General features: G+C 67.2%; 8 protein-coding genes. 7 read left to right on the top strand and 1 reads right to left on the bottom strand.

From position 1 onward, the window contains the following. Window positions 1-114: 114 nt before the first annotated feature. The 5 genes from ACFO27_RS07715 to ACFO27_RS07695 all read left to right on the top strand — a co-directional run bounded on the left by ACFO27_RS07715 (window position 115) and on the right by ACFO27_RS07695 (window position 9,529). Entirely contained in the window at window positions 115-1,437 is a 1,323-nt protein-coding gene (locus ACFO27_RS07715) for an amino acid permease (protein ID WP_376816813.1), read from the top strand. A gap of 93 nt (window positions 1,438-1,530) precedes the next feature. Beyond that, a complete protein-coding gene (locus ACFO27_RS07710; protein WP_376816812.1) occupies window positions 1,531-4,341 on the top strand; it encodes an ATP-binding protein in 2,811 nt (936 codons plus the stop codon). A 1-nt stretch (window position 4,342) separates the two neighbouring features. Then, entirely contained in the window at window positions 4,343-5,542 is a 1,200-nt protein-coding gene (locus tag ACFO27_RS07705) for an EAL domain-containing protein (RefSeq protein ID WP_376816811.1), read from the top strand. A gap of 37 nt (window positions 5,543-5,579) precedes the next feature. Next, window positions 5,580-8,852 (top strand): response regulator, encoded by a 3,273-nt coding sequence (locus ACFO27_RS07700; RefSeq protein ID WP_376816810.1) that lies wholly within the window; start codon window positions 5,580-5,582, stop codon window positions 8,850-8,852. Between the two features lie 20 nt (window positions 8,853-8,872). Beyond that, window positions 8,873-9,529, top strand: coding sequence for a response regulator (locus tag ACFO27_RS07695; RefSeq protein WP_376816809.1), 657 nt, complete (start codon window positions 8,873-8,875; stop codon window positions 9,527-9,529). 31 nt (window positions 9,530-9,560) lie between these two features. Here ACFO27_RS07695 and ACFO27_RS07690 read toward each other — a convergent pair whose 3' ends face one another. Next, window positions 9,561-10,361 (bottom strand): IclR family transcriptional regulator, encoded by an 801-nt coding sequence (locus ACFO27_RS07690; RefSeq protein WP_376816808.1) that lies wholly within the window; start codon window positions 10,359-10,361, stop codon window positions 9,561-9,563. A 158-nt stretch (window positions 10,362-10,519) separates the two neighbouring features. Between ACFO27_RS07690 and gabD the strand changes: the two genes are divergently transcribed. Continuing rightward, window positions 10,520-11,974, top strand: a complete 1,455-nt coding sequence (gene gabD, locus ACFO27_RS07685; protein ID WP_376816807.1) for an NADP-dependent succinate-semialdehyde dehydrogenase — start codon at window positions 10,520-10,522, stop codon at window positions 11,972-11,974. 188 nt (window positions 11,975-12,162) lie between these two features. Further along, window positions 12,163-13,245: an MraY family glycosyltransferase gene (locus ACFO27_RS07680; protein ID WP_376816892.1), complete on the top strand. Its 1,083-nt coding sequence runs from the start codon at window positions 12,163-12,165 to the stop codon at window positions 13,243-13,245. Window positions 13,246-13,275: the final 30 nt, after the last annotated feature.

Here is a 13,275-nt window from a genome sequence, read left to right as displayed (position 1 = left end):
CGATGCTATAAATGTCACCTTTTGCCGCCGGCGCCATTCCCGTCGTGCCAGCGCCCCGCCCTTATATCCGATTTTCAATTTCCATATATGCGCCGATATTCCCGTTTGCCACGCTTGCTCAGCCTGTCCCAGATGTCCATGGTCGGTTTCGGCGCCGTGATCAGTTTCGGACTCGTGTCCGGCGGCATCTTCCCGCTCTCGCTGGTCGGCAGCGCGGCGGTGCCGGTCTATATCGCCGCCATCGCCGTTTTCCTGTTGCTGATGCATTGCATGGCGGAACTGACCCTGGGCGGTCCGGTTCCCAGGTCATTCACCGAGGCCATCGGACGCCAGCTCGGGCGCCGGGCGGCGGGCCTCGTCCGGGCGGCATACTTCCTGACCGTGACCGCCATCGTCGGTACGGAAGTCACCTTCCTGTCGCCGGCGCTCAAGCCTTGGCTGGGCTGGCTGCCGGGCTGGCTGATCAGCCTGTCGGGCCTGCTGTGCCTGGCGCTCGTGATGGCCCGCGGGGCGAAGGCGTTCGCGCGCCTCGAGATGCTGCTGTCCGCGATCAAGATCGGCACGGTCGCCGGCGTGCTGGTGCTGGGCGGCCTTGCCATCTGGCGCGCGGACGGGCCGACTCCGGTGGAGGCGGGGTGGCTGTGGGATCTGTTGCGCGCCGATCCCGGTGCGCTCTGGCCGCCGTTCGTCCTGGCGACGCTGGGTTTCGTCGGCATCGAATCCCTGTCGCTGGCGGCCCGGGAGACCTCGGCGGCACCGCATGTCCTGCGTGCCCGCCTGATGCGGGTTTCCGCTTGGCTGGCCCTGATGGTGTGGGTGATCGTCGCAGTCACCGCCATGCTAGTCCATACCGGCACCGTGCCCATCCATTTATTGCCGACGCAGTATCTGCTGGGGTTCTTGTCGCAAGCCTGGGCCTATCCTCTGTTCAGCCTTCTGATCGCCGTCACCGTGTTGTCCGTGATCAACAGCCAGTTGTTCGGGGCCGCGCGCGTGCTGCACGAGGCCGCGCGGGCGGGCGAACTTCCGGCGTGCCTCGGCCGCCTCCATGCGGGAAGTCCCCGCGTGGCGACGGCCGCCGCCTTTTTGTGCGCGGCGGCCGTGCTCGTGGCGGTTACATACCAGCGGTTGAAGGGGTTTGAGATCGCCACCGCCATTGCGACCGTTGGCGCGCTTTGCGTCTGGGGCGCAGTGTTCGCGGCGGCCTGGCGCTTCGCTTCGAGCGGCGCCGCCAGGCACTGGAACAGGCCCTTGAAAGGATGGCAGGCATTCCTGGGATTATCGATCGTCGTGCTGATCGTGGTTTCGCTGCCCTTCATGGACATATTCGCGCCGGCGCTGGGGTGGGGCGGGGCGGCGTTGCTGGTTGCCGGCATTGGCGTGACCGCGTCCGACCTGCGCCGGCGCCGCCATAAGCGCGCCCTCCGGTGCGGCTGATTGTGCGGCGGGCCCGCCGCCGTGCGGGACGATTCAATTTGTTTTCGGATTATTACTAAATCCTCTTCATGAGCCGCTGCTTAGAATTCTCTCATGCAGCGACAAAATTTATCCAAAAGAGATTTTGTTCGTACGCCAGAAGCGCTGCTGTTGTTTTTTGTATTGGCTTTGTTACTGGGTATGATCATCGGATTGGGTGGGTACGTGTATGTATCCGCCTCCAGAACCCTGTCCGAATATCGCAGACACTTGAATGCCGCGGCGTATCAGGCGCAACTTTATTTCGATCAGCGTGAAGTCCTGATACGCGCCCTGGCCGCCACTTCTTTCCAGCCGCCGTCCGGGCAGGCATCCAGGGCCGGAGGCGGTTTCGGCGTGGATGGGCCGGCGGTTCCCCTGCCTGTGGCCGATGGGGAAAAGGCATCGCGGATGCTGTTCCTGACGCCCCGTTACCTGGATGCGATCCGGCGGGTTGGAACATTGGTCTATGCGCAGCCGTCTTTCTCCATGGTGGCCCGCCTGGCCGTGGATGGGAAACGCCCCTCCTGGCATCTGGCGTCGGGGGATGACGCGCGCGGCTTTCTGCGTGTGAACGATGCGCCGCAAGGGCGCATGGCGCCTGTGGTATGGCTCGGAGGCATAAGTCGGAAAGCCGACACGCTGATCGCCTATTCCCCCCTGGATCGCCGGGACGCGCATAGCGGCTGGCTGGGGCTGGAATTGCATGATCTCCAGAATGTGCTGGCGCCGGATTTCCTTCCGCCCGGCACGCTGTACGGCCTGTACGACCGCGAGGGCCTGGTGGTGGTGGAGCGGGGCGGGCTGAGCCATGCCATGTCCACCGACCGATTCGCCGCGGATTACTACGGCTTTGCCGGAGAGGGCTGGCTGCCGCGTTATGTTCTGTTGAGCAAGTCGATCGGTGTCGGCGGCTTGCGGGTGAAATATGCGTTGCCCGTCGCCCGGCTGCTGCGGGACGAGGCTCCCGTCATCGGCCGGGCCGTCGGCCTGGTGTCGGTGTTCGCGCTGGGAGTCCTGCTCTTTGCCCGGCAGATCAGACGCCGGGTATTGGCGCCGATGCGCCGCCAGTACCGGGAATTGTCCGAAAGCCTGACGCTGAACCAGACGATCCTGGCCATGGCGCCCATCGGCCTGGCGCTGGTGGACAATGAGCGGCATGCCGTGCACCTGGCCAACGCGTTTGCGCGGTCCTGGCTTGCCGAGGACGCGCAGTGGCGGGATCGCATTCCCGGGCCGGGCGAGGCCGACAGGCGCACCGAGGCCAGCTTGCCGGATGGGCGGGTCCTGCATGTCGATGCGGTCGTGCTGGAATACCAGGGCCGGCGCGCGGCGCTTTGCCTGATCCGGGATGTTTCGGCCAGAAAGCGGATAGAAGACAATCTGGCGCGCTCGCATCGCCTGGCGGAAGAGGCGAATCAGGCCAAGACGCGCTTCCTGGCCATGCTGAGCCATGAGATCCGCACGCCTCTGCACGGTATCACCGGCACGCTGGAGTTGTTCGAGCCGTCGGACATTCCGCCCGGGAAGCAGCCTTATTTCGAAGCCTTGGCCCATTCCGTGAAGACGCTGCTGAGAATCGTCAATGACGCGCTCGACCTGTCGCAGATCGAGGCGGGGCGGATCCACATCGAGTCCAGGGCGTTCGGCCCCGCCGACCTGGTCGACGAGGTCGTGGCCGCGTACGAGGCCGCCGCGCGCGTGAAGGGGCTGCACCTGTACGCCCTCATGAACGTGGAGATGGAGCGCGTGCTGCTGGGGGATTCCCTGCGGCTGCGCCAGATCCTCGGGAATCTGGTGAGCAATGCCATCAAGTTCACCGCGTCGGGGCATGTGATCATCCGTGCACAGGCCAGGCCCGATGAGCGCGGCATGGCCTTGCGCTTCCAGGTGGTGGATTCCGGTGTGGGCATCGACCCGGACGACCTGCCCTACCTGTTCGAGCCCTATTTCAGCCCCGGGAAGAATGAGCAGGGCAAGGCGGCCGGCACGGGGCTGGGGCTGACCATCAGCCGCATGCTGGCGGAATTGATGGGCGGCGGCCTGCAGGTGGTCAGCGAACCGGGATTGGGCACCAGCATGGCGCTGGACGTGACCCTGCCGCTGGCCGAGACCGCGCCGGAAGTCCCTCGCCGGATCCCCGTGCTGGATCCGCAGCGTGTCTGGGTCGCGGGCGCCGCCCCGGAGATCGTGGGCAATGTCTGCCAGTGGTTGCGGCATTGGGGCGCCTGGGCCGTGCCCGAGGACGACCGGCCGCCGAAGGCCGGCGACCTGCGGGTCTGCCTGAACCAGTACCCCGGGACCGCCTCGGGCCGGAGGGCGCGGGTGCGGATCGAACGCGTGCGGACGGACGTGGACGGCGGGCGGGCGGGGGCCGATGCGTCCGTGGCCTGGGTGGCGGACCCTTCGGTGCGGGCCATCGGCCTGGCGATCGAGGCGCTCCAAGGGACGCCGGGCCCCGTGGCGGCCGGTGCCGGCGTGCCTGCGGCCGATGCGCGGGCATCGGTGCGATTCCAGGGCCGAAAAGCCCTGCTGGTGGATGATCACCCGGTCAACCTGCTGGTGCTTGGAAACCAGTTGCGGCGCCTGGGCTACGAGGTCGCGCAGGAACGTTCCGCCGAGGCCGCGCTCCGGCGCGACGACCTCGATTCCTTTGCCGCCATCTTGACGGACGTGCGCATGTCCGGCATGGATGGCTACGCCTTGTCGCGGGCATTGCGCGGCCGGGGCTATGACGGCGTCGTCTTCGGCGTCACGGCGGATCCCCTGGCCCGTTCCCAGCGGCGGTGGGCGGCGGCGGGGATGGACGATCTGCTGGTCAAGCCGTTCTCTTTTTCAGTCCTGGAGGATCGGCTCGATGCCCATGCTCCGTCGGGAGATATGTAACATGATGAATTCCATCTCGGTTTTTGCCCTGGATGACGAGCCCCTGCAGGCCTTGCATCTGATGTACACGTTGCGGGATGCGGGTTTCCAGCATGTCGTCGAGCTGAGCAGTCCGCAGCAGGCGCTGGATCGGCTGCGCCAGTCGGACCGCTGCCTCGTCGTGATGGACCTGAACATGCCCGGCATGGATGGCCTGCAGTTCATCGACCAGATGCATCGCGAAGGATTGCGGCCCTGGGTGGCGTGCGTCAGCATGTGCAGCCAGCCGGTGCTGGACAATGCCGCCGCCATGGCCAAGGCGCGCGGACTGGCCGTCATGGGCGCGTTCGTCAAGCCGTTCACCCTGGATCATGCGCGCCGCCTGCGGGCCGTGCTGTCCGCAGGCTTCGACCGGCGCAGTGCGGAGGACGCCCCGCCGCCGAGCCAGCCCGCTGGAAAAGGGGTGTTCAGCCATGCCCTGGAAGCCCGCAGGATCCAGGGCTGGTTCCAGCCCAAGGTCGATATCAGGAGTGGCCAGGTGACCGGTGTCGAGGTGCTGGCCCGCTGGCCGGTGCCCGGCGCCAGCCATGCCGGCGATGCCCGGTTCCTGGAAGCCATCCGGCTCTATGGCCTGGAGGAACCCTTGCTGTTCCGGATGCTGATGGATGGGCTGGCTGCGCAGCGGCAGTGGCGGAAATCGGGCTGGCGGGTGGAGCTGTCCGTGAACCTGCCGGTCCCGCTGCTGGCGAATCCGGACCTGCCCGACCAGCTCCAGACGTGCGTCGAATCCGCGGACGGAAGCTGCGGCGACGTGACGTTCGAGCTGCTGGAGGACCAGACGCTGGAGGACATGGGGCAGTATCATATGGGGGCTGGCCGTTTGCGGCTGAAGGGCTTCGGCCTGGCGCAGGACGATTTTGGCCATGGGTTCAGTTCTATGCGCCACCTGACCACCTTGCCGTTCACCGAAGTCAAGATCGACCGGGGCTTCGTCACCGGAGCCTGGCGCGATGCGACGCGCCGGGCCGCGCTGGAAGCCTCGGTGCGTCTGGGCCGGCAACTGGGTCTCAAGGTGACCGCCGAGGGGGTGGAAACGCACGACGACCTGGATCTGTTGCGGCAGCTCGGCTGCGACTGCATCCAGGGGTTCCTCGTGGCGCCCGCCGTCCGGGCGGAGGGGATCGAGCCGTTTCTGCGTTATGGTACGAGCGCGACGCCCTGATTCCATTGCGCCGGGGCGGCATCTTCCGTTCAAGACAATGCACGATGCCCCTTTCTTCAATCGGATCACCCAGCGCTCTTATTGGCTCAGCGTCGTCGTCCTCGTCTTCGTCCCGATCTCGCTGATCCTGCTGGGGGCGCTCTTCGTCGGGGCCCAGCAGTTCTTTCATCAGGAACGGCTGCACCTGGTCGACGATTTCGAGGCCGTCCTGGGCAATCTCCAGGAACAGGAACGCTTCCTGTCCCATTTGCACTCGGTGGGTGGCCAGTTGCGGGCCGAGGATCTGTCGCCCGTCTGGAGAAAGCTGGATGTCCAGGGCGACCGGGTCTTCGTGGCCCGCTCGTCGCCGGCGGCCATTCCGTTTTCCCTCATCTGCCGTACGCGCATCGAGGCCTGCGATCCGCGCCTGGCCTTTTACCAGTCGCTGGGCAATTACCTTTCGGGGGTCTATTCGGCGTTCTGGTCCCTGTCGGATTTCCCTTCGGCCGACCTGGCGCTGGCCAGCCGGAGAGATCCGATCAGCCTGAGCATTCCTTCCTTCGGCTACCTGGAAGATGCTTCCGACGAGTCTCAGCAGACAGCCTTCGCCGCCACGATCCGGTTTGCGTGGGAATTCCTGGACGAACAAGACGCCAGGCAGCGTCCCGAACAGAAAGGCCCGAACGCGGGCGCCCCCGTCGTCCATTGGCTGCCCGTGCCCGGCCAGCCGCACAAGCTGCTGGCCTTGTCCTCCCTGGCGCTGTTTCCCGTGGACACACCGCCGCTGGATTATCCACGGACCGTGCATTTGCGCGCGGCGTTGCTGATCGACGAAGCGCGCCTGCATGCGACACGGGCGGGGGTAGATACGCCCGCGGGCTACCGGTTCTGGCTCAGCCGCACGGGGCAGGGCGACCTGATTCGCGGAGGGGATTCGCCGCCCGACTTGGGGGCCGAAGGGTTCAAGTTGACGGCCAACGGGCTGGCGTTCCTGGTCCGGGACGAGGCCGGCCTCTGGACGGGCCGCTACCTGGTGTCGTACGACCGGTTCCTGCGGGGCAACGCCTGGTTCCTGACTGGCGCCGGTTTCCTTATCCTGCTGTGCCTGCTGGGCGGTGTGGGCTATGCGCGCTGGTACCGGTACGGCGTGGTCGAACCGGCGCGCAAGGCGCAGCAGGAAATCCTGGAGCGCGAAGCCTTCAACCGGACGCTGATCGAGACGGCGCCCGTGGCGCTGTGCCTGCTGGAGATGGCCGAAGGTCGCGTGGTCTTCAGCAATGCGTCCGCGCTGGCGTGGCTGGGACTCGAGCCGGGCGATGCATTTCCCGAGCTGCCCGGGCTGCGGGACGTCTGGCGGCAGGTCCGCGACGGCCAGTCCGCCGGCATCCAGCCGCTGGCCTTGCCGGACGACCGGCACCTGCTGATGGCCTGCGCGCCGACCCGCTACCATGAACAGGACGTGCTGCTGTGCATCTTCACGGACATCACGGCCCAGGTCGAGGCGCACCATGAACTGGAGCGGGCCAAAGAGGCCGCGGACGCGGCCAGTGCCGCGAAATCCACGTTCCTGGCGACCATGAGCCATGAAATCCGCACGCCGCTCTATGGCGTGCTGGGCTCCCTGGAACTGCTGTCGCTGATGGCGCTGGACACGCAGCAGCACCAGCAGGTCGAGCGGATCCGGGGGGCGTCGCATCAATTGCTGCAGATCATCAGCGACGTGCTGGACATCACCCGGATCGAGGCGGGACAGCTGCAGATCAACCGGGAACCATTCGATCCGGTCGCGCTCGTCGAGGATTGCGTCGCCGCCTACGCGGCCATGGCGCAGCAGAAGGGGCTGCTGCTGTTCGCCTGCGTGGATCCGGAGACGCCGGCCGCCGTCATGGGGGACATGGCGCACATCCGGCAGATCCTGAACAACCTGATCAGCAATGCCGTCAAGTTCACCCAGGCGGGCCATGTGATCGTCCGCCTGCGCGCCGAGCCGGGAGAGGCGGGCCGCTGCGCGCTGCGATTCCAGGTTGCCGACAGCGGCATCGGGATCACGCGCGAGCAGCAGGTGGACCTGTTCAAGCCGTTCTACCTGGTGCATGCGGACAACCATACGGTGCGCGGGGCGGGGCTGGGGCTGTCCATCTGCGACCGCCTGGCGCAGTTGATGGATAGCCGGATCCAGGTGGTCAGCGAACCCGGCCTGGGCAGCAGCTTCACGTTCGAACTGACGCTCGACCGCGTGGATGGGGCCGCCGGGCGCGAAGCGCCGGACTTGCGGACCTTGAGCGTGCGGGTGCGCGCGCCGCACGCCGAGCTGGCGGAAAACCTGTCCCGGTGGCTGGCCCATTGGGGAGCGGCGGCGCAGATCGTGCCCGCCGCGCAGGAGCCTTCGGGAGGGAGCGAGGAGGTCCTGCTCGACGTGCAGATGCCGCGCGCCGACGCGCCACCGGGGTGGCAGGGGCGCTACATGGGGCTGTCTCCCAGGGAAGGGCCATCGACGCATGCCGGCATCGACGGGTTCCGCGTGAGCAGCATCGGCCTGGGGCTGGGCGCCTGGCTGGGCGGCGGCCATCCGCCCGCGGAAGATGCCGCGCAGACGGCGGCTCCCCGCCTGGCCTGGTCCGGCGTGCGGATCCTGGTCGTGGAGGACAATCCCATCAACATGGTGACGCTGCGCGACCAATTGGAACAGCTGGGCTGCCAGGTGACCGTCGCCGAGAATGGCGAGGACGCGCTCAGCCTGTGGGCCGCCGGCCGCTATGACGTGGTGCTGACCGACGTCAACATGCCGCGCATGAATGGCTACGAGCTGGCGCGCCATTTGCGCGGCCTCGGCGAGCGGATCCCGATCGTGGGCTTGACCGCCAATGCGATGCGGGATGAGGAACTGCGCTGCCGCGACAGCGGCATGGACGCCTGGGTGGTCAAGCCGATCGACCTGCGGACGCTGTGCGGCCTGCTCAACAAATTGCGGCCGCGCGACCAGTTGCCGCCGAACAACACTCCGCGGCCGGAAATAGCCGTCCGGGCCCCCGCGGAAGGGGGGACGGAGGGGGCGAAGCCGATCGAGGATCGCTATCGGGCGGTGTTTCGGCGGACAATGGCGGCTGACCTGGGCCAGTTGCGTCTGGCGTGCGGGCAGGGCCAGACGGAAGCGGCCGCGCGATTGCTGCATCGCATGCGCGGCGCGCTGGTGGTCGTGGGCTGGGAAGGCCAGGCGCGCGAACTGGGTGCTTTGGAGGATGCCTTGACGGCGGGCGCGGATGCGCCGGCCGTCTGGGAAAAGGTGCGGCAGGCGCAGGAAGCCCTGAGCGCGCAGGTCGAACAAGTCTGATTTGACGGTAGAGACATCCGATGGTGCCCTCGAAGAAATTGCGCATCGTCCTGGTGGACGATCATCCCCTGGTGCTGATGGGGATCCGGGAGCTGCTCGCGCGGGACATCAACCTGGAAGTGGAGGCGATGGTCTCGACGCCCTCGGAACTGGTCGAGCGCCTGGGCACCTGCGCGCCGGATATCGTCGTGACCGACTATTCCATGCCGGGCGATGCGCGCTACGGCGACGGCATGCGGTTCATTTCCTATCTGCGCCGGCATTTTCCGGAGGTCGGGATCATCGTCCTGACCATGGTGTCCACTCCGATGATCGTTTCCTCGCTGTACGATGCCGGCGTCCTGGGCGTGGTCATGAAGCAGGACAACCTGGATGCGCTGCTGGTGGCCCTTACCCTGGCGCGCCGGGGCTTGCGCTACTACCCGCCCGGGTTCAGGCAGGACATGTCCGTGGGCGGGGAGGTGCGCAGCCTGCAGGAGCGGGTGGATTCCCTGAGCACGCGCGAGTTCGAGGTGCTGCGCCTGTTCGTGCAGGGCGCTTCGATCACCGAGATCGCGGGCCAGTTGCATCGCAGCGTGACGACCATCAGCGCCCAGAAGACCTCGGCGATGCGCAAGCTGGGCGCGCAGAACAACCAGGAACTGATCTCCTTCTGCCTGGAACACGGGCTGTTCTGACCCGGCGCCTCTTTCGCGCGCGGGTTCCGCCTCACCGGCCGCGCCAGGCCCCCAGGCGTTCCGACAGCCGGTCGGCCAGCTTGCGGATGGCGTGCCCGGCGCGTTCCTCGAGCGCCGGGTTGGCCTCCAGCGAGCGGATGCTGACCGCCACGCCCGCCACGGCTTCGGGGTGGTGCGAATCGAAGACCGGGGCGCCATAGCAGTACATGCCGTCGCGCACCCCTTCGCGGTCGGTCGAATAGCGCCGCTGGCGGATTTGCCGCAGTTCGTCGATGACCGACGCGGTGTCGCGCAGGCCGTGATCGGTCAGCGGGGCGGGCCAGCCCCCGGGATGGCCGTCCAGCAGCTTGCGCACGCTGGCGTCCGGCAGGGTGCTGAGCATGGCCAGGCCCGTGGCGGTGTAGACCGCCGGCAGCCGCATGCCGGCGTGGAATCGCAGTCCCAGGGGATGCTTGCCGTTGCGGCAGGCGATGTACACGACCTCGGCGCCGTCGCGCACCGACAGCGTGATGGTTTCTTCCGGCAGGACGCGCATGTCGTCCCAGGACGCGAAGAATTCCTGCGTGATGTCCAGCCGCGCCATGAAGGCGTTGGCCCACATCATCACGTGCGGTCCCAGCGCCATCTGACCGCCTTCCAGCCGCGTGATCAGGTTCAGGTGTTCCAGCGTGGCGCACAGGCCGTGCAGGCTGCTCTTGGGCAACCGCAGCGTCTTGGCCAGTTCGGCCAGGGAGGCGGGGCGGCCGGTGCGGGCCAGCAGGTCCAGCACGGCGGAGGCGCGGGCGACGGCCGGCGCGAGGACGCGTTCAGAGGTTCCGTGATCGGTGCTCATGGGATGGGGTCGTCGGGGAGGGGCGGCGCCTACCGGCCGCCGCGCCGGGCGCGGGGCATCCCGGCGGATTGACGCCTGGCGGCGGGGGCCGTTATCATCGGATCGTTCATTCCAATAAATATCGTTCATTATATTGAACGAACAATCGGAGCACAAGCATGCTGGCACTGAAAAAACCCGACCTGCTGCGTCAGCAGGCCTATGTCAACGGCCAATGGTGCGATGCGGATTCCGCCGGCACCTTCGATGTCCGCAATCCGGCGACGGGAGAAATCCTGGGCACCGTGCCCCGCATGGGTGCGGCGGAGACCCGCCGCGCGATCGAGGGCGCGCAGGCCGCCTGGGGCGCCTGGCGCGCGATGACCGCCAAGGAACGCGCGGCCATCCTGCGGCGCTGGTTCGACCTGATGACCGAACACGCCCAGGATCTGGCCCTGATCATGACGGTCGAACAAGGCAAGCCCCTGGCCGAATCCCGGGGTGAAATCGCCTACGGCGCCGCCTTCCTGGAATGGTTCGCCGAAGAGGGCAAGCGCGCCTATGGCGACGTGATCCCCACGTTCGCCAAGGACCGCCGGGTCGTCGTCACCCGTGAACCCATCGGGGTGTGCGCCGCCATCACGCCCTGGAATTTTCCGTCGTCCATGATCACTCGCAAGGCCGGCGCCGCCCTGGCGGCGGGGTGCCCGCTGGTCGTCAAACCGGCGGAACAGACGCCGTTTTCCGCCCTGGCCCTGGCCGTGCTGGCGGAAGAGGCCGGCGTGCCGGCGGGCGTGTTCTCCGTTCTGACGGGGGACGCTCCCGCCATCGGCGGCGAGATGACGTCCAATGCCTTGGTGCGCAAGGTGTCCTTCACCGGCTCCACCGAGGTCGGGCGCCTGCTGATGCGCCAGTGCGCCCCTTCGATCAAGAAACTGTCGCTGGAACTGGGCGGCAATGCGCCCTTCATCGTGTTCGACGACGCCGACCTGGATGCCGCCGTGGAAGGCGCCATCGCCAGCAAATACCGCAACGCCGGGCAGACCTGCGTGTGCACCAACCGCTTCTACGTGCAGGATTCGGTCTACGACGCCTTCAGCCGCAAGCTGGTGGAGGCCGTCGGCAAGCTGCGGGTCGGCAACGGCCTGGAGGACGGCGTCACCCAGGGGCCCCTGATCGACGAGGCCGCCGTGGCCAAGGTCCGGGAACATATCGCGGACGCCGTCGCCCAGGGTGGGCGCATCCTGGCCGGCGGCCAGCCCCATGCCCTGGGGCACACGTTCTTCGAGCCCACGGTGCTGGCCGACGCCCTGCCGACCATGAAGTTCGCCCGCGAGGAAACCTTCGGTCCGCTGGCGCCGCTGTTCCGCTTCGGCGACGACGAGGACGTCGTCCGCATGGCGAACGATACGGAATACGGCCTGGCCGCCTATTTCTACAGCCGCGACATCGGCCGGGTGTGGCACGTGGCCGAGGCGCTGGAATACGGCATGGTGGGCATCAACACCGGATTGATCTCCAACGAAGCCGTGCCCTTCGGCGGGGTCAAGCAGTCCGGCCTGGGGCGTGAGGGCTCGCACTACGGGCTGGACGATTACCTGGTGGTCAAATATCTGTGCATGGGCGGTCTGTGACGGCCTGACAGGCCAGGGTCGCGCGGACGGATCGTTTCGCGCGGCTCTTTTGTTGCATCTGTATCCGCTGCGCCGCACCACAAGTTACAAAATTGGCCGATAATCTCGTTTTGCCCAACGGGATCGACTTGAACGCCTCCAATCTGTCCGCCACGCTCAGCTGGCCCATCATCGGGATCGTGGCCTTCATGGTCGGCGGCCTGATCGTCGTGTCGGAACGCTGGCACGGCCGCCTGACGGGCGACACGGACATGCACAAGCCCCAGGCCATGCATTCCCGCGCGGCGCCCCGGGTGGGCGGGCTGGCGGTGGTGGCCGGCAGTCTGGCGGGCCTGCTGGTGCTGGGCCCCAGCAACATGACCCTGACCTGGCTGTGGCCGGCGCTGTTCGTGTCGGCGCTGCCGGTGTTCGTCGCCGGGCTGCTCGAAGACATCACCAAGGACATCGGTTCCGGCAAGCGCCTGCTGGCGGCCTTCGTGTCGGCCGCCATCGCCTGGTGGCTGCTGGGCGGCGTCTCGCGCGTGGGCCTGTCGTGGGCCGACACGCTGCTGTCGGCTTGGCCGATCATCTCGCTGCTGTTCACCATGGTGGCGGTCGGCGGCTGTACGCATGCCCTGAACATCATCGACGGCATGAACGGCCTGGCGGGCATGATCGCCACCCTGATGGCGGTGTCGCTCGCCCTGGTCGCCTGGCAGGTCCAGGACATCCCCATCTTCCTCATCGCCACGTCCCTGGCTTCCGCGACCCTGGGCTTCCTGGTCTGGAACTTCCCCTTCGGCCGGGTCTTCCTGGGCGACGGCGGGGCCTATTTCGTCGGCTTCATGCTGGCCGAGCTGGCCGTGCAGCTGGTGGTGCGCAATCCCGGGGTGTCGCCCTTCTATGCGCTGGCCGTGCTGTTCTACCCGGTCTTCGAGACCCTGTTTTCCATCTGGCGCCGCAAGTTCAAGCGCGGCGTGCCGGTCGACCAGCCCGACGCGCTGCACCTGCACCAGCTGGTGTTCCGCCGCCTGGTGCGCATCACCTTCAGCCGCGACCGCCGCCACGCGCTGCCGGCGCTGTGCAACGCCATGACCTCGCCCTATCTGTGGGTGCTGGCCCTGATCGGGCTGGTGCCCGCCACGCTGTGGTGGGACAACGCCTGGATGCTGTGCCTCAGCATGGGGGTCTTCGCCATGGCCTACATCTGGCTGTACATCCGCCTCGTCACCTGGCGGCGGCCGCGCTGGCTGCTGCTGCCCTCCTTGGGGCGCGGCGTGCGGCGCGATTAAAATTCCACACTGTCAAATCGGCTCGCATGC

It is taken from the genome of Castellaniella denitrificans, assembly GCF_042653765.1.
In the GTDB taxonomy this organism is placed as follows: Bacteria; Pseudomonadota; Gammaproteobacteria; order Burkholderiales; family Burkholderiaceae_B; genus Castellaniella; species Castellaniella denitrificans.
This window is presented reverse-complemented; position numbering and strand designations above follow the sequence as displayed.

Coding starts and splice junctions, on each gene's coding strand:
- gabD (WP_376816807.1), top strand. CDS start 10,520: ATGCTGGCACTGAAAAAACCCGACCTGCTGCGTCAGCAGGCCTATGTC.
- ACFO27_RS07710 (WP_376816812.1), top strand. CDS start 1,531: ATGCAGCGACAAAATTTATCCAAAAGAGATTTTGTTCGTACGCCAGAA.
- ACFO27_RS07700 (WP_376816810.1), top strand. CDS start 5,580: ATGCACGATGCCCCTTTCTTCAATCGGATCACCCAGCGCTCTTATTGG.
- ACFO27_RS07695 (WP_376816809.1), top strand. CDS start 8,873: ATGGTGCCCTCGAAGAAATTGCGCATCGTCCTGGTGGACGATCATCCC.
- ACFO27_RS07690 (WP_376816808.1), bottom strand. CDS start 10,361: ATGAGCACCGATCACGGAACCTCTGAACGCGTCCTCGCGCCGGCCGTC.
- ACFO27_RS07680 (WP_376816892.1), top strand. CDS start 12,163: ATGGTCGGCGGCCTGATCGTCGTGTCGGAACGCTGGCACGGCCGCCTG.
- ACFO27_RS07705 (WP_376816811.1), top strand. CDS start 4,343: ATGATGAATTCCATCTCGGTTTTTGCCCTGGATGACGAGCCCCTGCAG.